The sequence below is a fragment of the Streptomyces sp. NBC_00259 genome, assembly GCF_036181745.1.
Lineage (GTDB): Bacteria > Actinomycetota > Actinomycetes > Streptomycetales > Streptomycetaceae > Streptomyces > Streptomyces pratisoli.
In genome coordinates this window covers 2,808,156-2,828,245 of record NZ_CP108080.1, presented here as the reverse complement: position 1 = coordinate 2,828,245, position 20,090 = coordinate 2,808,156, and the positions used below count along the sequence as shown (strand labels likewise).

18 protein-coding genes and 1 tRNA gene are annotated in these 20,090 nt (G+C 73.1%); 9 read left to right on the top strand and 10 right to left on the bottom strand.

Annotated features, from left to right (window positions below; translation table 11 throughout):
* The first annotated feature begins 70 nt into the window (after window positions 1–70).
* Window positions 71–928 carry a maleate cis-trans isomerase family protein gene (locus OG766_RS12615; RefSeq protein ID WP_266373928.1) on the top strand — a complete coding sequence of 286 codons (858 nt, stop codon included), beginning with the start codon at window positions 71–73 and terminating at the stop codon, window positions 926–928.
* Window positions 925–1,662 (top strand): maleate cis-trans isomerase family protein, encoded by a 738-nt coding sequence (locus tag OG766_RS12610; protein WP_266373929.1) that lies wholly within the window; start codon window positions 925–927, stop codon window positions 1,660–1,662. The genes OG766_RS12615 and OG766_RS12610 overlap by 4 nt, the downstream gene beginning before the upstream one ends.
* A 219-nt stretch (window positions 1,663–1,881) precedes the next feature.
* Here the strand turns inward: OG766_RS12610 and OG766_RS12605 are convergent, their stop codons facing one another.
* Entirely contained in the window at window positions 1,882–2,250 is a 369-nt protein-coding gene (locus tag OG766_RS12605) for a MazG nucleotide pyrophosphohydrolase domain-containing protein (protein WP_443045483.1), read from the bottom strand.
* Between the two features lie 167 nt (window positions 2,251–2,417).
* Between OG766_RS12605 and OG766_RS12600 the strand changes: the two genes are divergently transcribed.
* On the top strand, window positions 2,418–3,533 hold the full coding sequence (locus OG766_RS12600; RefSeq protein WP_328725338.1) for an LLM class flavin-dependent oxidoreductase: 1,116 nt from the start codon (window positions 2,418–2,420) through the stop codon (window positions 3,531–3,533).
* Between the two features lie 24 nt (window positions 3,534–3,557).
* Here the strand turns inward: OG766_RS12600 and OG766_RS12595 are convergent, their stop codons facing one another.
* On the bottom strand, window positions 3,558–5,561 hold the full coding sequence (locus OG766_RS12595; protein WP_443045482.1) for a putative bifunctional diguanylate cyclase/phosphodiesterase: 2,004 nt from the start codon (window positions 5,559–5,561) through the stop codon (window positions 3,558–3,560).
* A 355-nt stretch (window positions 5,562–5,916) separates the two neighbouring features.
* Here OG766_RS12595 and OG766_RS12590 point away from each other — a divergent pair, with 355 nt between their 5' ends.
* Window positions 5,917–7,134, top strand: coding sequence for a M6 family metalloprotease domain-containing protein (locus tag OG766_RS12590; RefSeq protein ID WP_266373936.1), 1,218 nt, complete (start codon window positions 5,917–5,919; stop codon window positions 7,132–7,134).
* A 109-nt stretch (window positions 7,135–7,243) separates the two neighbouring features.
* On the opposite strand, the gene OG766_RS12585 is transcribed toward OG766_RS12590, so the two are convergent.
* The 6 genes from OG766_RS12585 to OG766_RS12560 form a co-directional block, all read right to left on the bottom strand.
* Window positions 7,244–7,317: transfer RNA gene (locus OG766_RS12585), tRNA-Lys, on the bottom strand.
* Entirely contained in the window at window positions 7,308–7,970 is a 663-nt protein-coding gene (locus OG766_RS12580) for a bifunctional DNA primase/polymerase (RefSeq protein ID WP_328725336.1), read from the bottom strand. Before OG766_RS12580 ends, OG766_RS12585 begins: the two co-directional genes overlap by 10 nt.
* A 230-nt stretch (window positions 7,971–8,200) precedes the next feature.
* Window positions 8,201–8,575 (bottom strand): hypothetical protein, encoded by a 375-nt coding sequence (locus tag OG766_RS12575; protein ID WP_266373941.1) that lies wholly within the window; start codon window positions 8,573–8,575, stop codon window positions 8,201–8,203.
* A 95-nt stretch (window positions 8,576–8,670) separates the two neighbouring features.
* The gene (locus tag OG766_RS12570; protein ID WP_328727470.1) at window positions 8,671–10,005 is read right to left on the bottom strand and encodes an AAA domain-containing protein; all 1,335 of its coding nucleotides are present in this window, start codon (window positions 10,003–10,005) and stop codon (window positions 8,671–8,673) included.
* An 8-nt stretch (window positions 10,006–10,013) separates the two neighbouring features.
* Complete coding sequence (locus tag OG766_RS12565; RefSeq protein ID WP_328725334.1) at window positions 10,014–11,603, bottom strand: hypothetical protein; 1,590 nt, start codon at window positions 11,601–11,603, stop codon at window positions 10,014–10,016.
* Window positions 11,604–11,712: 109 nt separating this feature from the next.
* Entirely contained in the window at window positions 11,713–12,849 is a 1,137-nt protein-coding gene (locus OG766_RS12560) for a hypothetical protein (RefSeq protein WP_266373946.1), read from the bottom strand.
* 543 nt (window positions 12,850–13,392) lie between these two features.
* Here OG766_RS12560 and OG766_RS12555 point away from each other — a divergent pair.
* Window positions 13,393–14,013, top strand: coding sequence for a histidine phosphatase family protein (locus tag OG766_RS12555; protein ID WP_266373948.1), 621 nt, complete (start codon window positions 13,393–13,395; stop codon window positions 14,011–14,013).
* A gap of 7 nt (window positions 14,014–14,020) precedes the next feature.
* On the opposite strand, the gene OG766_RS12550 is transcribed toward OG766_RS12555, so the two are convergent.
* The gene (locus OG766_RS12550) at window positions 14,021–15,400 is read right to left on the bottom strand and encodes a tetratricopeptide repeat protein (protein WP_328725333.1); all 1,380 of its coding nucleotides are present in this window, start codon (window positions 15,398–15,400) and stop codon (window positions 14,021–14,023) included.
* Between the two features lie 316 nt (window positions 15,401–15,716).
* Between OG766_RS12550 and OG766_RS12545 the strand changes: the two genes are divergently transcribed.
* A complete protein-coding gene (locus tag OG766_RS12545; RefSeq protein WP_266373952.1) occupies window positions 15,717–16,178 on the top strand; it encodes a hypothetical protein in 462 nt (153 codons plus the stop codon).
* A 152-nt stretch (window positions 16,179–16,330) separates the two neighbouring features.
* Window positions 16,331–17,197: a spermidine synthase gene (locus OG766_RS12540; RefSeq protein ID WP_328725332.1), complete on the top strand. Its 867-nt coding sequence runs from the start codon at window positions 16,331–16,333 to the stop codon at window positions 17,195–17,197.
* 51 nt (window positions 17,198–17,248) lie between these two features.
* Here OG766_RS12540 and OG766_RS12535 read toward each other — a convergent pair whose 3' ends face one another.
* Window positions 17,249–17,806, bottom strand: a complete 558-nt coding sequence (locus OG766_RS12535; RefSeq protein ID WP_266373955.1) for a hypothetical protein — start codon at window positions 17,804–17,806, stop codon at window positions 17,249–17,251.
* Between the two features lie 69 nt (window positions 17,807–17,875).
* On the opposite strand from OG766_RS12535, the gene OG766_RS12530 reads away from it, so the two are divergent.
* Both OG766_RS12530 and OG766_RS12525 read left to right on the top strand, forming a co-directional pair.
* Window positions 17,876–18,565: a response regulator transcription factor gene (locus OG766_RS12530; protein WP_266373958.1), complete on the top strand. Its 690-nt coding sequence runs from the start codon at window positions 17,876–17,878 to the stop codon at window positions 18,563–18,565.
* On the top strand, window positions 18,562–19,998 hold the full coding sequence (locus OG766_RS12525; protein WP_266373961.1) for a sensor histidine kinase: 1,437 nt from the start codon (window positions 18,562–18,564) through the stop codon (window positions 19,996–19,998). Before OG766_RS12530 ends, OG766_RS12525 begins: the two co-directional genes overlap by 4 nt.
* Window positions 19,999–20,090: the final 92 nt, after the last annotated feature.

Genomic DNA, 20,090 nt, shown 5'->3' with positions numbered 1-20,090 from the left:
CATGTACGGATTGACCCACGCTCGCACCCCAACCTACCGTCGTCAACAAGACGTCAAAAGGGGGCCTGTGATGGATGTGTCCCTCGAAGTCTCGTTCCTGGGCGGACCCGCCCCGCAACGCGGGATCGGTGTGGTCGCCCCGTTCGACTTCGCGCTGGACCGTGAGCTGTGGCGCTGGGTGCCCGATGACGTCTCGCTGCGTCTCACCCGTACGCCGTACGTGCCCGTCGAGGTCTCCCTCGACCTCGCCCGGATCGTCAGCGAGCACGAGACGCTCGGTGAGGCGGTGCGGGCGCTGTCCGCGTCCGAGCCGGAGGTCATCGCGTACGCCTGCACCAGCGGCAGCTTCGTCGGTGGAGTGGCGGGCGAGCGGGCCATGTGCGAGGCGATGACGTCCGCGGGGGAGGTCGCCTCGCTGACCACCTCCGGCGCGCTGCTCGAAGCCCTCGAAGAGCTCGGCGCCCGCCGTATCGCCGTGGTCACCCCGTACACGGACTCCGTGACCCGGGCGCTGGAGGACTATCTCGGTGAGGCCGGGGTAGCGGTCACGGGCCGCGCCTTCCTGGGACTGACCCGGTACATCTGGAAGGTGCCGTACCGGTCGGTGGTGGACATGGCCCGCCAGGCCGTGGTGGGCGCGGCGGACGCGCTCTTCATCAGCTGCACGAATCTTCCGACGTACGACGCGATACCCCAGCTGGAGGCGGAACTGCGGATGCCGGTGCTCTCCGCCAACCAGGTCACGATGTGGGCCGCGCTCCGCCGGATCGGCGTCTACGCCGTCGGCCCGTACCAGGCTCTCCTGATGGACACCGCCGGGCCGCACGAGGAGCCGCCGCCCCCGGCCCCGCCGGCGCCACCGGCCGCCTCCGCGCCGCCGGTCGCGCCCCCGGTCACCCAGTCCGAGGAACAGGAAGGATGGACATGACGACTGTCGGACTCCTCTATCCGGGGCACTCCGCCGAGGACGACTACCCGAGGATCGCCGTCCTGCTCGACAGCGACATCCGGCTGCCGCTCTTCCACACCGACATCGGCGAGGACGCGCACCGCGAGGACGCGCTGATCGAGATGGGCGCGGCGGACCGGCTGGCGGCCGGGGTGGAGGAGCTGCGGATGGCCGGATCGGAATCGCTGGTGTGGGCCTGTACGAGCGGAAGCTTCATCCGCGGCTGGGACGGCGCGCAGCAGCAGATCCGGGAGCTGGCGCAGACGGCCGGGCTGCCGGCGTCGAGCACGTCGTTCGCGTTCGTCCACGCGGCGCAGGCGCTGGGCGCGGGCCGGGTCGCGGTGGCGGCGACGTACCCGCAGGACGTGACCGAGTCCTTCGCGGAGTTCCTCGGTGCCGCCGGGATCGAGGTGACCGCGGCGAGGGCGAGCGGGATCGTCACGGCCGCCGAGGTCGGCACATGGGAGCGCGACCAGGTGCTGGAGCTGGCCCGCGCGGGCGACGACCCACGGGCGGAGGCGGTGCTCCTGCCGGACACCGCGCTGCACACGACGGCGCATCTGGCGGAGCTGGAGGAGGCGCTGGGCAAGCCGGTCCTCACGGCGAACCAGGTGACGGTGTGGGAAGGGCTGCGCCTGGCGGAGCGCAAGGCGTGGGCGGACGGCCTGGGCAGGTTGTTCGCGCGTCCTGACGACTGGCCGGACGGCGAGTAGACGCCCGCGCCGGACGCCGAGGAGGACGGCCCGCGCGGGACGGCGGGTAGGGCGGCCCGCGCGGGACCGCGAGGAGGACGGCCAGCGCGGGACCGCGAGGAGGGCGACGCGCGCGGACGTCTTCGGACCGCGGTGGGCGGGCCCGGTCATGACGGCTCATCGGGAGCCGTCGAGGTCACGGGCCCTGACGCCGAGGTCCGGGCCCGGGTCCGGTCGGCCTCACCCGTGACCGCCGGGTGCCCACCCCTGTGCGCGGAGCACGGCGGCGACGTCCGGCGGCTGGTAGGCGTCGCCCTTGAGGACCTTGCCGTCGCTTCGCCGCGCCGGGCGTCCGTCCGGCCCCGGCTTGGACATGTTGGCCCGGTGGATCTCGCGGATCACCGCGTCCAGATCGATGCCGTGGACGACGGCGGTGCCGTAGGCGATGTAGACCACGTCGGCGAGTTCGTGCGCGATGTGCTCCAGATCGCCGCTCGCGGCGGCCTCGGCCAGTTCCTGTACCTCCTCGTGGAGCAGTTCCTGGCGGTGGGCCGCGAGTTCGGGAGAAACCGGCGCCGGCCGTGCCGGGGCGTCCAGGTCGCACGCCACGTGGAATCCCGTACGAGGTGCTGGATCGATGGCTGCATCGGGGCCGATGCCATCGCCCGCCGGTCGCGCCGTGGCGCCGGGCGCGTACCCCCGTACGGAATAACCGGAGAGAGCCTCCTGTTAGTTTCGGGGATAGGGACACGCACGACAAGGCAGGAGGCCCACCCGTGGACGCACCGGACGTACCGGACGCACCGGAGACCGGCGACGAGATCCGGGGTACGGCGCGCGGAACCGCCCCCGTACCCCTGTCGGTGCTGGACCTGGTCACCGTCGGCAGCGGCCGCACCGCCGGCCAGGCGCTGCGCACCAGCGTGGACATCGCCCGCCTCGCCGAGCGGCGCGGCTACCACCGCCACTGGGTCGCCGAGCACCACTCGATGCCCGGGGTCGCCTCGTCCTCCCCGGCCGTGATCCTCGCCCATCTCGCCGCCCACACCGAGCGCATCCGCCTCGGCTCCGGCGGTGTCATGCTGCCGAACCACGCGCCCCTGGTGATCGCCGAACAGTTCGGCACCCTGGAGGCCCTCGCGCCGGGCCGTATCGATCTGGGACTCGGCCGCGCACCCGGCACGGACGGCGCCACCGCCGCCGCGCTGCGCCGCACCGAGCGGCTGAACGAGGGTGCCGACGACTTCCCGCAGCAGCTCGTCGAGCTGACCCGCTTCCTGGACGACGACTTCCCCGACGGCCACCCGTACGCCCGGATCCACGCGGTCCCGGGTCCCGTCCAGGCCACCGCTCCGGGCGGGGTCCAGTCCCCGGCCCGGCCGCCGATCTGGCTGCTCGGCTCCTCCGGCTTCAGCGCCCGGCTGGCCGGAACGCTCGGCCTGCCGTTCGCGTTCGCCCACCACTTCTCGGCGCAGAACACCGTCCCGGCGCTCGACCTCTACCGGGACACCTTCCGCCCCTCGGCCGTGCTGGCCGAGCCCTACGCCCTGATCGGCGTCGCCGCCCTCGCCTCCGACGACGCCCGCGAGGCGCGCCGCCAGGTCATGACCGGCGCCCTGTCGATGCTGCGGCTGCGCACCGGACGCCCGGGTCTGGTCCCGACGCCGGAGGAGGCCGAGGCGTACGGGTTCAGCCCGCTGGAGCGGGAGTTCGTGGACAGCTGGCTCGGCAACATCGTCCATGGCACGCCGGACGAGGTCCGTACGGGCCTGGACGACCTGCAGAAGCGCACGGGAGCGGACGAACTGATGATCACGGCCAACGCGCACGGCGGGGATGCGCGGGTGCGTTCGTACGAGCTGATCGCGGACGCGTACGGACTGCCGGAGTAGAAACCGCGTTCAGCCCCCGGGCGGTCACACCGCCAGGGGGCTGACGCCGATCATCCCCGCGATCCGGTCGGGCGCCACCGCACGCGAGTACCACCACCCCTGCCCCGTGTCGCAGCCGATGCGCCGCAGCCGTTCCGCCTGGCCCGCCGTCTCCACGCACTCCGCGGTGACCGTCAGACCGAGCCGGTGCGCCAGCTGGACCATCGCCTCGACGATCGTCTCGTCCGCAGGGTTCGGATGCGTGCCGTCGTCGTAGCGGAAGCCGCGAACAAACGATCCGTCGAGTTTCAGTACGGACACCGGAAGACGGCTCAGATAGGCGAGGTTGGAGTACCCGGTCCCGAAGTCGTCGATCGCGATCCGGACGCCCATGTCGCTCAGCGCCTGGAGGGCCTGGAGCGGCCGGCCCGCCGAGCCCATCACCGCGGACTCGGTGAGTTCGAGCTGCAGCAGATGCGGCGCGAGGCCCGTCTCCGCCAGGATCCCGGCGACGTCGGCGACCAGGTCGGAGTCCCAGACCTGGCGTACCGCGACATTGACGCTGACGAAGATCGGCGTGTCCGCGGGGTGGTCGGTCTGCCACTGGCGGGCCTGCCGGCATGCCGTGCGCAGGATCCAGCGCCCGAGCTGGACGATCGAGCCGTCCTCCTCGGCGATCCCGATGAACCGATTCGGCGCCAGCGTGCCGAACTGCGGATGGTTCCAGCGGACCAGGGCCTCCACACCCCGCACCGCCCCGTCCGCCATGCACACCAGCGGCTGGTACTCCAGCGAGAACTCCCCCCGCTCGACGGCCGGCCGCAGGGTCGACGACAGTGCCTGACGGGTCATCCGGTGGGCGTTGCGCTCCGGGTCGAAGAGGGTCCAGCGGGCCTTGCCGTCCGCCTTCGCCCAGTACAGCGTCGTGTCCGCGTCCTGCATCAGCCCGGTCGCGCTCGTGCCGTCGGCCGCGCGCTCGACGACCCCGATGGAGGCCGAGACCGACAGCCGCTGCCCGGAGAGGTCGAACGGCTGCTGAAGCGCGGCCAGTACGGAACGGGCCAGATCGGCGAGCTGTTCCGTACCGGTGGAGTCCTCGACCAGGATCGCGAACTCGTCGCCGCCGAGCCGTGCCACGAGATGGCTGCCGCCGCGCGTCCGGCCGTCGCCCTCCGCGCACTCGGTGAGCCGGCCCGCCACCGCCGTGAGCAGCCGGTCGCCGACGCGGTGGCCGAGCGTGTCGTTGACGGCCTTGAAGCCGTCGAGGTCGAGGTAGCACAGTCCGATCCGGCCCGTGCCGCCGTGCTCGTACGACGAGGAGTCGAGCGCCGCGCTGAGCCGTTCGAAGAACAGGGTGCGGTTGGGCAGCCGGGTCACCGGATCGTGCATCTGGAGGTGGCGCAGCCGCGCCTGGAGTTCGCGCCGGTCGCTGATGTCCGCGACGGAGAGCAGCACGCGCCGGCCGTCCGGTGCGGGGACGACGGTGACCTCGGCCCAGACCGGATGCCCGTCTGCGTGTTTGAGGCGGCGGGTGCAGCGGAAGCGGGAGCGCCGTCCGCGCAGCACCTCGCGGTACGCCTGCCACGTACGGCCGTCGGTGGCGAGGTCGACGAGACCGGCGGCGGGCTGCCGGCACAGGGCGGCGGGTTCGGTGCCGAGGAGCGCGGCGAGTGCGTCGTTCGCGGTGACGACGAGGCCCTCGTGGTCGACGAGAGCCATGGCGAGCTGGGCGGCGTTGAACGCGGCGCGGTAGTCGGCGAGTTGAGAGGCGAAAGCAGGGCGCTCCGCGGACTCGGCGGACTCGGCGGCGGCGGCCGGGGCGGCCGGGACGGCCGTCGGGGCGGTCGGCGCCAGGTCCCGCGCCATGGTCGTGGCGAGGTCCCGTGCAAGGCTCGCGGCGAGGTCTCGCGCGGCGTCCGGCGCCGTGACCGATGCGCTGGACGGCGCGGTGGAAGGCGCGGTGGAAGCATCACGCTCCGTGACCGGAGGGTGGGTGCTCCCGGGCGCCGCGACGGCCGCGGGACCCCGTCCTTTCGTGTTTCCGCTCACCGCTCGCTCCCGCAGTGCAGTCGTGTCGTTCAGGTCTGGCCGGGGCCGGGAAGTCGGGAAAGTGTGCCGATCATAGAGGCTGGCCGGGCGGCCGTTCCAGCTTCTCCGTGTCGATCGGGAGCGCTGGATGGTCCGGACCGATCGTTTCTGCACGGCTTATACCCAGGCCAGAGCTCTCGTGACCGGTTGTGACTTTCCGTGAGTCGCCGGGGTGTCGCCCCGAGCCTCACCCGACCGGGGCAGCGGAACAGTGCGAATCATCTGAAAACCACACAAGCTGGTTTCGGTGTCCTGCATTCCGCAGCCGGAGGTCGAACGTGGAGGGTCAGCAGCCGCACGAGGGAACACCCGGGGGGTGGAACGGCCGACCCTGCGTGCCGCGGCGGCCGCGTTCACGTCCCTGGTGGCCCTCGTCGCCACCTCCCTCGTGGCGGGCCCCGCCTTCGCCGACACCCCGGAGGGCCCCTGCGCGCTGCCCCGCACCCCGGCCCACCATTCGCTGGGCCTGGACACCTGGAACTCCTCGTATCCGCGTCCGAACCGGGCCCTCGACGCGGTCCTGGTCTTCCTCTCGTTCCCGGACGCCACCCCGCTGACCACACCGCAGCAACTGACCGGTGACCACTTCCCCGCGACCAGTGACTTCTTCCGTCAGGCGTCGTACGGGAAGTTCACCCTGCGGCCGCACCCCGTCGCCCATTGGATCCGGATGCCCAAGGCGTCGACGGACTACCGGATAAGGCGGGACTGGGAGCCCGAGCGGCGCACCGCCTATCTGCGGGACGCGGTCGCCGCCGCGGACCCGGTGGTCGACTTCTCGCGCTACGACGTCGTCTATCTGGTCGCCGATCCGGACGCACCGGGCGTCGACTCCGACGCGACGAAGGTGGTCAACTTCGAGGAGCCCACGAGCGCCGACGGGGTCGATCTCAAGCGGGCCGTCACCGTCTTCGAGCGGCATCCCCCGGACCGCCATGTGCTGGCCCACGAGACAGGGCACGTGTTCGACCTGCCGGACCTCTACAACCGGCCGGTGGACGGCAAGGGCGACTGGGACACCCACGTGGGGGACTGGGATGTGATGGGCAGCCAGTTCGGGCTCGCCCCGGAGTTCTTCGGCTGGCACAAGTGGAAGCTGGGCTGGCTGGACCGGCGGCAGGTGCGCTGTGTGAGGGGGGCGGCCGACCGGCTGGTCACCCTGGAGCCGCTCGCGGCGGCGCCCGCCCCCGGCGGCTCCGTGGGAACGCGGCTCGCCGTCGTCAGGACGGGCGAGAACAGCGCGCTGGCGATCGAGGCGCGGGGAGCGGCGGGCAACGACCTGGGGACCTGCAAGGAGGGGGTGCTGATCTACCGCGTACGCAACGAGGCGGCGTCCGGAGCAGGGCCCGTCGAGGTGATCGACACCCATCCGGAGAGCGGCGCGTGCTGGGACCGGTCGGTCTACCCGCAGCTGGCGGACGCGCCGCTGGGGGTGGGGGAGACGTTCACGGTGCCGGAGGCGCGGTTGCGGGTGGAGGTGAAGGACCGCACACGGACGGGGGCGTGGACGGTGAAGCTCGCGATGGTGCGGTGAGCCGCGTACGACGAAGAGGCCCGTGTACGACGCAGAACCCGGCGTACGACGCAGAACCCGGCGTACGACGAAGAAGCCCCTCGCTTCCGCGAGGGGCTTCTTCCGTCTGTGCGCCGCCAGGGACTCGAACCCCGGACCCGCTGATTAAGAGTCAGCTGCTCTAACCAACTGAGCTAGCGGCGCCTGCTGACGTCGTAGACCTTAGCATCCTGATCGGCGGGAGGAAAAATCGATATACGGACCCTCGCGGCGGAGGTCGCCCGGGCCGCCCGGACGCAGGCCCAGAGCAGAACCTCGGGCCCCGGGAGCCAGGGGTGCCGGGTGTCGGGAGCGACCACCCAGCGCGCTCCCGTGCCGTTGGCGGCGGGCGGCGGGGAGAGCGGCGGGACGGTGATCGCGTCGCCGGTGCCGTGGCAGAGGAGCGGCGGTACGGCACTGCCCCACTCCTCCCAGCCGAGGAGGCTCGGTAACCGCTGAGCGGTGCCAGGGGCGGCGAACAGCAGCATCCGCCCGCGGTGGAAGGCGACCGGGCCGGAGCCGGGACCCTCCGACCACAGCCGGTCGAGCATCCGGCGCCCGAAGATCGCGGGCACGTTCACGACGTCGAAGACGCCCCCGCCGCACGACACGACGACCGGCGCGCCCGGCCGCGACTCCCACAGCGTGAGCGTGGACCGCGGGCACGCACTGGCGGACGCGAGCCAGTCCGCGCCCTGCGCGGTGATCTGGGCGACGTGATGCTGCCCTCCGTTCCGGAGGAAGGCGAAGATGTCCCGCCTGCGCTCCTCGTCGGCGGCGGGGCTGAGGGGCGTCTCGTCTCTCGGCCAAGTGCTCATGGCATCTACATGTACGGGGAGTCACCGCACGGTTTCCACGAGTTGCCGAAACGCGGGACAGGGCGGCACGGGAGAGGTATCTTGCCCCCCGGCATATGCCGAGTCGATGTTGCCCGGTGCGTGGGCGACCCGGGCGCGGGGTCCGTCGGCGGGCGCGGGCGGCTGCCCCGAACCGGGCCGCTACCTCCGGGCGCGGGCGGCTGCCCTCGAACCGGGCCGCTACCGCCGGGTCACGGCCGCCGGCGCGTCGTCTGCGGATCCGGATCCGGATCAGGACCGCGAAGCAGGTTCCGGCCGAAGTCGATCATGCGTTTCGCGTAGTCCTCGCTCCACTCCGCCCGCCGCGCGATCTCCGCCGCCGTCAGGCGGTCGAAACGGCGCGGATCGGCGAGCTGAGCGGCCGCGACGGCCTGGAACTCCAGGGCGCGGTCGGTCGCCGCCTGGAAGGCCAGCGTCAGTTCCGTCGCGCGGGACAGCAGGTCCCGGGGGTCCTCGATCGACTCCAGATCGAAGAAGTGCTCCGGGTCGGAGGCGACCTCCGTGGGCTCGAAGAGCAGCGGAGAAGGCCGTACCCGCCGCTCGCTCCGCCCCGACGACTCCGCCATGCGTGTCTCCATCCTCGTACTTCCCGACCACCCCATTGTCCCGCCCCGCACAAGGGGGTCCATGAGGAGCGGCCGGGCCTTCGCCGCGCCCTTCGCTACGGCGTCCACACCACCCGGTGCTCGGCCAGGTGCGAGAGCACCGCGTGATTGGCCTCCCAGCCGTCCGGGAACTTCACCGTGACGCCCAGCTGCACCGGCTCCGTGGACGGATGCTCGTCCAGCAGCTCCGCGACACCCGCCCGGCACACCACGATGCAGGCGTGCCGGTGGCGCGACGCCAGCACGCACAGACGGCCCGTCTCCAGATGGAACGCCGTCGCGTCCGGGCGGCCGGAGAGCGGATGGAGGACGACCGTGACGTCGTACTCACGGCCCTGGAGCCGGTTCGCCGTGTCCACGGTGACCCCCGCGACCCCCAGCTCCGCGAGCGCCGCCCGCACCGCCGCCGCCTGATCGCGGTGGGCCGTGCCGACGGCGATCCGGTCCGGGGTCAGCGGCGCCGGGTCCGGGGAGCGCTCCGAGACCGAGGCCCCGCCCCGGTCCAGCAGCCTGCGCACCACCAGGGCCACGGCCCTGACCGCCTCCGGGTCCGTGCGCGGCGTGTGCCGGGCGGGCAGCTCCAGCAGGCCCCAGCCCGACTCGGCCGCCTCGTCCAGCACCCGGTCGGGGCCCGAACCGTCCGACGGGACCCCGAAGGCGAGCCGCCGGTCGCCTCCTGCCGTACCGCTGCGGAACGGCGTGTACGGGTAGAACGCGCCGGAGACCAGCGGCGCGGCCGAGGCAGGCAGCCGCCAGGACACCGGCAGCCGGTGCTGCGGCAGTTCCGGGTTGTGCGCGAGCAGCGTGGAGACCGCGCTCGCCGACGGGTCGTACGACAGCCCCGCCCACTGCTCGGCCCCGACCACCGAGAACGGGTCGAGCTGGCCGGGGTCGCCGACGAACAGCGCCCGTTCGAAGAGCCCGGCGACGGCGAGCAGCGCGTCCGACCGCATCTGGTACGCCTCGTCCACGATCGCGTGCCGCCATGGCTCGACGCCCTTGACGTGCGCCCATTTCGCGGCGGTCGAGATCACCACGTCCAGGCCGGCGAGATCGCCGGCCTTCGCCGACTTCCGTACGTTCGGCAGCTCGTCGAGCGCCTTGTCGTACGGATCGGGGTCGTTGCTGTGCAGCCGGCCGACCGGCAGCTCCGGCTCCTTCTCGGCGAGCCGCAGCACCAGATCGTCGACCTGCGCGTTGGTCTGCGCGACGACCATCAACGGCCGTCCGGCCGCGGCCAGTTCCAGCGCGGCCCGCACCACGAGCGTCGACTTGCCGGCGCCCGGCGGTGAGTCCACGACCACACCCCGCGCGTCCCCGTGGAGGGTGTCGTCGAGGATCCGCGCGGTGGCCCGCCCGGCCTCCGCGCCGGGGTCGAACAGCGGGATCACGGTGCCCGTCACAGCAGATCCTCCGGGGTCACGGTGTCGGGGCTCTCGGCGGCGTCGCCGCGCGGCGGACCACCGTGCGTCCACGGGGTGTCCTCGGGCTCGGGCAGTTTCGGCCCACCGCGCTGTTCGTGCTCGAAGAGGGTCCAGGCGAGGGACGCGCCCGCTTCCGGCACCGAGCCCTCGGCCGGGTCCCTGGACCGGCCCATGCGGTCGAGCAGTCGCAGGACGACCGCGCCGTCCTCCTCGTACCGCACGAACTCGGCCGACTGCGGCTTGCCCTCCAGCGAGCGGTACGCCTTCACGCCCGCGCCGAGGTGCGGGCGGTCGTGCGTACGCACGGTCAGCAGCGGCCGGGGCGAGGGCCGCTTCGACTCCGACCAGGCCATGGTCACATCGGTGACCTCGCCGACGAACGCCTCGCCCGCGAGCCGCCGTCCGGCGAGCACCAGCGGGTCGTCGAGCGCCTCCTGCGCCTCCAGTTGCGCCTGAGCCGTCTCGCGGGCCGCGAGCTTCTGCGCGGCGGTCACCGCGTCGTCGCGGCGGGGCTGCGGCGGCTCGCCCGCCCGCACCCGGTCGCGGTGACCGGTGAACGACCAGCGGTCACGGGTCCAGCGGTCGGCGGCGCGTGGGCCCTCCGGCAGCTCCCGCAGCAGGTCCAGGCCCTGCCACACCGCGTCCCAGGTGGGGCGCAGCACTCCCGCCAGCAGCGTCCGGATCTCCCGCTCGGCCGTGCTCAGCCGGGCCAGTTGCTCGTCGGCGGCGGCGCCGTCCTCTGCGGCGGCGAGGGCCTGGCGGGCGCGGTCGTGCCGCTCGATCGCGGGCGACAGCAGCCGGTTGTCGAACGCCGGGTCCGTCGCGGGGCCGGCCGGCGGGCACACCAGTTGGCCCTCGCGGTCCCGGCCCACCTCCGCGCGCAGCGCCGCCTCGGCGCCCGATGTGCCCTCGGGAGGATCGATCCAGGCGAGCAACGCGCCCAGGTGCTGGTCCTCCAGATGGGACTGTCCGGTCGCCCAGTGCCGGCCGAGCAGATCCGTCATCGCCAGCAACAGCGAGGAGCCGGGCACCCGGGCCCGCTCGCCGTAGTGCGTCAGCCAGCGTCCGAGCAGCGGCACGCGCGGTGGCGCCGGATAGGGCGTGTCCGGATCCTGCTCCGCCGTCCGCCGGAAGCGCATCGAACGCCCCAGCAGCCGTACGAAGTCGACGCCGGGACGGCTCGGCACGATCAGCTGCGGGGCGTCCGCGCACAGCTCGACCTCGACCTTGACGCGTTTCCCGGTCTCCGGGTCCGTCTCGTTGCGCTCGGCGGGCTCGACATCGTCCGCGTACCCGTCCAGATACGGAAGCACCGCCTCCGCCAGCTCGGCGAGAAACGCGAACCGCAGATCACGGTCGCGCGGCTGCGCCACGGTCAGCAACCGCGGAGCCTCCCGCTCCGTCCCGACGAGCGCGCCGAGCGGGGCACCCGCCTCACCGGCCGTCGTGAGCGGCACGAACACCAGCGGCCGCGCCGACAGATGGCGGTGCCGCACGGTGGCGAGCGGCTGCGCCCGCCCGCGCTCCACGGCCTCCAGCCGGGCGAGCGTACTGATCAGCGACATGTCTTCCTCCCCGGCCCGGTCTCCGGGGGGCCGCCCACCGGCCGCAGGCGGCAGCTTGCCCCGGCCCGGGACCCACAGCCGTACGCAGACCCGTGCCCGTGCCCGGCGGTCACGCCGGCCCCCTGTCCGCAACCGCCGCGCCGAGCGCCTCCGCGCGCAGTGCCGCCGCCCTGCGCAGCGCCTCGACCGTCGGGTCCGCCGGGTCGCCCGATGCCCCGCGGGCTGCCGAGAGGACCTCGGCGACGCCTGTCAGTCCGCCCAGTTCGCCCCGTACCGCACGGCCGAGCGCCTCCACCGCGCCGGCGTCACGTGCGCGCTCGCGGCAGTGGAAGGCGAGCTCGCAGGCGGACAGGCACTCCGGGGCGTAGGCGGAGGGGACGGAGTCGACCGCCGACGTCAGTTCGCCGGGTGAGCAGCTCTCCACGTCGAAGCTGACGTCGTCCGGGAGCGCCGACGCGATGTCCTCGACCCGGGTCAGCCGGGCCAGCTGCCGCCGGGTCACGGACAACTGCTTGCGTACGTCGACCACCGACGCGGCTGGCAGATTGGTGAAGTCCTTGGGGCAGACGAGCAGCACCGAGTGGTCCACCGACGCGCCCTCCGTGAGCGCCGCCACCCGCTCCAGCGCCAGCACGTACACCGCGGCCTGGCGCGCGGCCGCGCCGACCTTCGACGCGTCCGCCGAGTCGTCGATCATCGGGAAGGACTTGATCTCGACGACCGTCCACCGGCCGTCGGGATGCACCACGACGGCGTCGGGCTCCAGATACGCCGGTGAGCCGGCCACCTCCAGCGCCAGCATCGGATGGTCCAGCAGCGTCCATTCCGCGACGCCCGTGGCCTCCCGCAGGGCCAGTGAGGTGCGCGCGGCACGCCCCTGCGGACCGGCCGCCGTCAGGTCGGGGACCCGCGCCGCGTAGGGATCGGCGACGCCGAGCAGCCTCAGCAGCTCCGTACCGCCGTCGGCCTTGACCCGTGCCTCGAACGCGTTGCCCCGCATGAAGGCGAACTGGGACTGGCCGAACGGCGCGGGCGCGCCCAGCGCCCGGGCGAGGGCGGCCTTGTCCACTCCGGCGCCGTCCAGGAGCGCGCGCCGCTTGCAGCCGGGGTTGGCGGCGAGGGCCGCCAGCGCCCGGGCGTCGAGCGGATGCGGCGCGGTGGCCGGCCCGCGCAGCTCGGCCAGTCGCTGCCGGAGCGCTGTCACCGGCGCCTGGGGAGGAGGTCCGCTGTCCAGGGATGTGCTCACCCGCGGAAGTCTCGCATCCGCCAGTGACAACCGGGCACGAGTCACCGATCCGGGCCGGTCCGACGCCGAAGCCGGCCGGCTCCGGCGGGAACGGCGGGTGCACCGGCCTCCGCGAAACGGGCCCGCGCCGCCGACCCCGGCCTGATCGGACCCGGCACCGGCCCGAACCGGCCCGAACGGCCCGAACCGGCCCGAACGGCCTGAACCGGCCCGAACCGGCCGGGACGGCCCGGACGACCGGTACGTCGACCTGCGCGAACCGCCCCCGCCCTGAACCGGTCGGACGCCTTGGGACCCGACCCGGCCCAACCCCACCTCCGGCACCCCACCCCCGGCACCCCGCCCCACCACAGCGATCCCGTCACCGCAACCCGGTCACCCCGCCGAAGAAGCGGTGGTTCGCAGGACCCGGCACGACCACCACGGTGACCAGCGCAGACGCGCGCGCCCCAGCGTCCTCGCCGCGGGCCCGCGGCCCGGCGCGGGCCCGCACCGTCGGGCCACGCCGCGTCACCCGTCGTCCATCTGGGCGATGATGGACATATGGCAGCGCGAATATTTCTCGCCCGGCACGGCCAGACCGAATGGTCCATGCTCGGCAGGCACACCGGCCGGACGGACATCCCCCTCCTCGACGAGGGCCGCCGCGGAGCGAAACTGCTGGGCGAGCGGCTGCACAGGACCCCCTGGGACGGTCTCCCGGACGCCGAGATCCGCACCAGCCCTCTCTCCCGTGCCCGCGAGACCTGCGAACTCGCCGGATTCGCCGACCGCGCGCAGGACTGGGACGCCTTGATGGAGTGGGACTACGGGGCGTACGAGGGCATGACGCAGGCCCAGATCCACGCGATCGACCCCGACTGGTTCATCTGGCGCGACGGCGTGCCCGTGGGTTCCCCCGGGGCGCAGTCGCGGGGCGAGACCATGGCGGAACTCTCGGCCCGTGCGGACGGGATCGTCGAGTACGTACGCTCGGCCGACCGCGACGTCCTGGCCTTCGCGCACGGCCACATCCTGCGCGTCCTGTGCGCCCGTTGGCTCGGCGAGGACATCTCCTTCGCCGCCCGGATCAAGCTCGACCCGACGAGCCTGTCGGCGCTCGGCTGGGCCTACGGCGCCCCGGCGATCGAGCGCTGGAACGACACGGGCCACCTGGGCACCTGAGCGTGCCTCAGGCTCCGGCGGTGGCCGCCGTCATCGCGTAGCGGTCCAGGAAGGGCGCCACCCCCGCCGCCCGCCGCAGCGGTCTCAGCACGGCCGCGGTGTCGGCGAGCATCACACGGATACGGGACGACTGGACGTCGGCGTCGAGGACGTCGAGGACCTGCTCACCGACCGACGCGGCCTCGGCGGGCGCACCGGCACGGGCCAGGTCCGAGGCCAGCTGCGCCCGGTAGAGGGCGAGGTTGCGGGCGAAGTGCGGGTTCTGGAGGGCCGTCGCACGATGTGCGTGGCGTGCCGCCCGCGACCAGTCGCCGAGGGCCGACCAGCACTGTGCCTCCAGGGTCTGGAGCTCCGGCTCACCGAAGAAGGACATCCACTCCGGGTCCTTGTCCGAGGGGCCGCGGCCGAAGAGCGTGTGGGCGCGGGACAGTGCCCGCTCGCAGCCGCCGCGGTCGCCGAGCCCGGCCCAGCCGCCCGCCTCGCGCAGGGTGAGCAGGGCCATCAGCCGGTCGGAGCCGAGCTGTCCGGCCGCGCGCTGTCCCGCCTGCGCGGCGCGCACCGCCTCACGGTGCCGGCCGGCGTCCCGGGCGAGGAAGGACGTGTTGCAGAAGGCGTGGGCCTCCAGCGCCGGGTCCGCGGCGACCCGCGCCGTCGCCAGCGCTTCCGCGTAGTGCGAGCGCGCGTCGTCCAGCCGGCCGGAGTCATGGGCCAGCCAGCCGACCGAGATGGCCAGTTCACCCGCGCCCGTCGCGAGCCGTCCGGCGGTCGAACTCCGGGTGGTGGCACCGGCGTCGAGCAGCGCGTACGCGGCGCGCAGCGGCTGGGCGGCCCGCTTGTAGAGCCCGTCCGCGCCGTGCCGGTCGTCGAGCAGCCGGATCTGCCGTACCGCCTCCTCGACGGCGCCGACCTCGGACGCGCCGACCCGCTGTCTGGGCAGCTCGGAACGGAGTGCCTCGGTGCCGGGCAGTGAGCCGAGGCCCAGGGATGCGGCCGCCACGGTGACGGTGCCGCTGGTCATGAACGCGCGACGCAGCACGTCGCTCTCCTCGTTGCTGTAGGTGCTGTTGGTGCCGTTGTTGCTGTTGTACGTATCGGAGGCCTGTGGTGTTCGGCCGCGGGATGCACGGCCCCGTACCGTCTCCCGGGCCGAGAACCCCAGATCCGCCAGGGCCAAACCCGGGAACATGTGCAGGAACACACGCTCGTAGGCGTAGTTGGGGCAGCGGATCTCACCCGCCTCCACCCGTCCGATGTAGCGGGCGTCGCAGGCGACCTGTTCGCCGATCTCCCGTGCCGCACGGCGGACGAGCGCGGCGAACTCACCGGGTGACCGCTGTCCGCGCAGCCGCCGGAACATGAGGTTGGGAACTGCCCGTGACGACGCCATGGCCGAGCCCTCTCCTGCTGGTACTGCCGGAGCCTTCTCGGTTTCCTTCGGATCCTTCGGACGCGGGCTTTCCTGCGGACGCGAGATTCCTGTTCCAGATTCCTTGCTCCGGCGGGGCAAGAACGTACCTGCTGTGACGGACCGAGTACGCAGTGTTTGGCTACAAACGGGATATCTCACCCACGATCTGCCATGAACTGCCACCCTTTGCGGCGGCGTGCCGCCGTAGCCCTTGACGCCGACGGGCGTTGAACCATGCGGGGACGAAGTACCCGTCCCTACTCGGCGAGGAGGGGTTCCCTTGTTGGAGGCTGGCATGGAGACAGGCAGCGGCTCGCGGACGAGCGCTCAGCACCTGCCCACCGAGGAGTACAGCGCGGCACCGGGGTCGGCCGTCACGGTCCCCGAGGAGCCGTGTGACCTGGTCACCGTGCCGACCAGGCAGGGGCTGGAGGCGGTGGACATCCTGCGCCGCGGCTGTGCCCCGGCCGTCGGGCCCGTCCTCCACGACCGCAGCTGCGAGACCCTCGGCTTCCTGGTGCCGCCCGGCACCGCGGCGGGCTGGGACATGCCCGGCAGCGCGTGTACGCAGACCTCGGGCCGCGGACTGCGCATCCCCGCCGAGCCGGGCGCCGCGGCAGGTCCCGCGGAACCTCCGGTCAACGGCTCGGGCTGGCTGCTGCCGCCCGGCGACACCGGCCCGGTCACCGACCCGGTCGTCCTCCGCGAGGCCCTCGGTCAGGCGGCCCGCATGATCGAGGCCGCGGACAGCATCTAGCCGCGGACGGCCACCAGGGGCAGCGTCGGGGGCAGTGTCCGGCGGCCCGGAACCGCCGGGTGCGCGGGGCCGGCCCCGTACCTGTGGCGCCGCCCGGTACGTGCGGAGCCGCCCGGTGACCGTGACGTCGCCCGGCGCCGGATAATGGCCGTGTGGCGAGGAACAAGCAGCGTGGACGGCCGGCGGCGGCCGAGGTGGTCGTCGAGGCCGTGGACGGCGGGCTCGCCGAGCTGATACCCGATCGCGACCGGCCGCGTGGCTGGACGCTGCTGATCGACGGCGCACCGCAGTCCCATGTGGACCTCGACGATCCGGCCCTGCTCACCTTCGAGTACCAGCGCCGCCTCGGCCATGTCATCGACCTCGCCGCCCCCGCCGGGCGGCCCCTGAACGCCGTCCACCTCGGCGGTGGTGCTTTCACTCTCGCGCGTTACCTCGCGGCGACCCGTCCGCGCTCCACCCAGCAGATCGTCGAGGTGGACGGACCGCTCGTCGAGCTCGTCCGTGCCAGGCTCCCGCTCGACCCGGGCGCCCGGATACGGGTCCGTTCCACCGACGCCCGTGCCGGGCTCGGCAAGGTCCCGGACGGCTGGGCGGACCTCGTCATCGCGGACGTCTTCAGCGGGGCGCGCACTCCCGCGCACCTCACCAGTACGGAGTTCCTCGCGGAGGTGCGCCGGGTGCTGAGACCCGGCGGGCACTACGCCGCCAATCTCGCGGACGGTCCGCCGCTCTCCCATCTGCGCGGCCAGATCGCCACCGCGGCCACCGTTTTCCCCGAACTCGCCCTCGCCGCCGACCCGACCGTGCTGCGCGGCCGCCGCTTCGGCAACGCCGTCCTGCTCGCCTCCGACCGGCCGCTGCCCGTCGCCGAACTGACCCGCCGGGTCGCGAGCGACCCGCACGCAGGACGGGTCGAACACGGCAAGGCCCTGGCCGACTTCACCGGTGGTGCCGCCGCCGTGACCGACGCCGCCGCCAAACCCTCTCCCGTACCGCCGCCGTCGGTCTTCCGCTGACGCCCGGCGTCCGCCGCGGCGCGGCAGGTGGTCAGCGCGTGCGGCCGGCGCTCACCGCTCCTCGATCTCGACGCGCGGCGCCGTGTCGTGCCAGGTGCAGAAGACGTCGATCTCCCTGCCGTTCTGCGAGAACGTGACCCGGATGTACGTGGGTTGCTTCCAGATCTGCATCGTCCAGCCGCCGGCCGGAGTCGCCGAGACCAGCTCCGCCGAGCTGGGCCCGATGTCGTAGGCGACCCGGCCGCCCTCGACCGAGTAGCTCTTCACGTTCCCCGAAGCCGACGGCGTCGATGGGCGCTTGCTCTTGCTCGGGCCGCCGCTCGGCGGCTCGGACGGAGGCGGCGCCGACGACTTCTGGCTGCTGCCGTCCGGTGTGTCCTCGGGCGACGCCGGCGACGCCGACGTGCTCCCGGGGAAGCGCGTCGAGGACGACTGCGGCGTGGAACCCTGGGTGTTGCGGGCGTCGGTCGTGATCGGCAGGGCGCGCGGCCGGTCGTACACCGTGCCCTCCATGACCGTGTGTACGCCCCACCACGACAGCGTGACCGCCGCGCCCGTGGCGAGCGACCACGCGAAAGCGTGTACGAGTCCTCTCTGCATCCGGGCCATACTGCACCACGCCTGCCGACGCCGTCCAAGGGGGGACCGGGGTCGACCGCATGGCGTACGGTGCCGCCCATGGCAAGTGTGCTCGTGGTCGAGGACGACCAGTTCGTGCGCTCCGCCCTCATCCGGCACTTGACCGAGGCCTCCCACACCGTACGGAGCGTCGGGACGGCCTTGGAGGCGCTGCGCGAGGTGGCCCATCTCCGGTTCGACGTGGTCATTCTGGACCTCGGTCTGCCGGATCTCGACGGGTCCGAGGCGCTGAAGATGTTGCGCGGCATCACCGACGTACCGGTGATCATCGCGACGGCGCGGGACGACGAGACGGAGATCGTCCGGCTCCTCAACGACGGCGCCGACGACTACCTCATCAAGCCGTTCTCCGTGGAACACCTCTCGGCGCGGATGTCGGCCGTGCTGCGCCGCTCCCGGGCCGCCGTGGGCGAGGCCCCGCCCAGCAGGGTCATCCAGGTGGGCGGGCTCTCGATCGACCCGCTCCGCCGGCAGGCCGAACTGGACGGCAGCCGACTCGATCTGACCCGGCGCGAGTTCGACCTGCTCGCCTTCCTCGCCGGCCGGCCGGGAGTCGTCGTACCCCGCAAGGAACTGCTCGCGGAGGTGTGGCAGCAGTCCTACGGCGACGACCAGACCATCGATGTCCATCTGTCCTGGTTGCGACGGAAACTGGGAGAGACCGCCGCCCGTCCCCGGTACCTGCACACCCTTCGGGGTGTCGGAGTGAAGCTGGAGCCGCCGAGATGAGATGGGCGCTGGTCAGAGTCTGCCTGGCGGTCACGACGATGGTCGTGGTCGCCTTCGCCGTCCCGCTCGGGATCGTCATCCAGGAGATGGCCAGGGACCGGGCGTTCTCCAACGCCGAGCGACAGGCCGCCGCCATCGGCCCCACGCTCTCCATCACCACCGACCGCGGTCAGCTGGAGCGAGCCGTCGCCTCCACCCAGGCCGGCGCGGCGGGCCGGATGGCGGTGCACGTCCCCGCGTCCGACGAGACCGGCGGCCAGGATCTGGAGATCGGCACCCGGCGGGCCGGGGTGAAGGACCTCGCCATCACGCAGCGCTTGGGCCGCGCGTCCACCACCGAGGTCACCGACGGCTCCGCGTGGCTCCAGCCCACCGCGCTCAGCTCCGGAAAGATCGCGATCGTCGAGGTGTTCGTCCCGGAGGGCGAGGTCAGCAACGGTGTGACCACCGCCTGGCTGGTGCTCGCGGGGGTCGGCGTGGCGCTGATCCTCGGCTCGATCGTGATCGCCGACCGGCTCGGCATACGGATGGTGCGGCCCGCCCAGCGGCTCGCGGGCGCCGCGCACGACCTCGGGGAGGGCAAGCTCGGGGCGCGGGTCAAGGAGGAGGGACCGACCGAGCTGCGGTCGGCCGCCGTCGCCTTCAACTCCATGGCGGACCAGGTGGTCCAGCTGCTCGCCAACGAACGGGAGCTGGCCGCGGATCTCTCGCACCGGCTGCGTACGCCCCTCACGGTGCTCAGGCTCAACGCCGCCTCGCTGGGCACGGGCCCGGCCGCGGACCAGACCAGGTCCGCCGTGGAGCAGCTGGAACGCGAGGTCGACACCATCATCCGTACGGCGCGCGAGGCGAAGCCCCAGACCCAGGCGACGGCCCCCGGCGCGGGCTGCGACGTCTCGGAAGTCGTCAGGCAGCGCATGGAGTTCTGGTCGGCGCTCGCGGAGGACGAGGGGCGCGAGGTCCGGCTCGCGGGCGTGGAACGCCCCGTGCCGATACCGGTGGCCAGGCCCGAACTCGCCGCGGCCCTGGACGCGCTGCTCGGCAACGTCTTCCGGCACACCCCGGAGGGCACGGCCTTCTCGGTGGACGTGCACAACGGCGAGGACGCCGTGATCGTGCTCGTCTCGGACGCCGGCCCCGGGATCTCCGACCCCGAGGCGGCGCTGACCCGCGGCAACAGCGGCGACAGGGACGGCTCGACGGGGCTCGGCCTCGACATCGTGCGCCGGGTCGCCGAGTCGACCGGCGGCGACGTACGCATCGGGCACTCGGTACTCGGCGGTACGGAGGTCCGGATCTGGATCGGGCTCGGCGGCGCGCGCGGCCGGCAGGGGCAGCTCGGGCACCGCATGAAGCGGCGGGGGAAGAGCGGCTCCGGCAGCCGCAGGGGCCCGGCGGGCTTAACCATTAACCGCCTCCGATGCCGCCCTTAAGCGCGCCCTAAGAACATCAACCGCCGCCCGTAAACTGCCGTTTGTCCGTTCTCGTGTCGCTAGCGTGCTGCCGCACCCCACTTCCGTAACGC

What these genes read in the sequence shown, in the direction of transcription:
- OG766_RS12580 (WP_328725336.1), bottom strand. Translation starts at nt 7,970, where the DNA reads ATGAGCACTTGGCCGAGAGACGAGACGCCCCTCAGCCCCGCCGCCGAC.
- OG766_RS12555 (WP_266373948.1), top strand. Translation starts at nt 13,393, where the DNA reads ATGGCAGCGCGAATATTTCTCGCCCGGCACGGCCAGACCGAATGGTCC.
- OG766_RS12545 (WP_266373952.1), top strand. Translation starts at nt 15,717, where the DNA reads ATGGAGACAGGCAGCGGCTCGCGGACGAGCGCTCAGCACCTGCCCACC.
- OG766_RS12610 (WP_266373929.1), top strand. Translation starts at nt 925, where the DNA reads ATGACGACTGTCGGACTCCTCTATCCGGGGCACTCCGCCGAGGACGAC.
- OG766_RS12550 (WP_328725333.1), bottom strand. Translation starts at nt 15,400, where the DNA reads ATGGCGTCGTCACGGGCAGTTCCCAACCTCATGTTCCGGCGGCTGCGC.
- OG766_RS12530 (WP_266373958.1), top strand. Translation starts at nt 17,876, where the DNA reads ATGGCAAGTGTGCTCGTGGTCGAGGACGACCAGTTCGTGCGCTCCGCC.
- OG766_RS12615 (WP_266373928.1), top strand. Translation starts at nt 71, where the DNA reads ATGGATGTGTCCCTCGAAGTCTCGTTCCTGGGCGGACCCGCCCCGCAA.
- OG766_RS12535 (WP_266373955.1), bottom strand. Translation starts at nt 17,806, where the DNA reads ATGGCCCGGATGCAGAGAGGACTCGTACACGCTTTCGCGTGGTCGCTC.
- OG766_RS12525 (WP_266373961.1), top strand. Translation starts at nt 18,562, where the DNA reads ATGAGATGGGCGCTGGTCAGAGTCTGCCTGGCGGTCACGACGATGGTC.
- OG766_RS12565 (WP_328725334.1), bottom strand. Translation starts at nt 11,603, where the DNA reads ATGTCGCTGATCAGTACGCTCGCCCGGCTGGAGGCCGTGGAGCGCGGG.
- OG766_RS12575 (WP_266373941.1), bottom strand. Translation starts at nt 8,575, where the DNA reads ATGGCGGAGTCGTCGGGGCGGAGCGAGCGGCGGGTACGGCCTTCTCCG.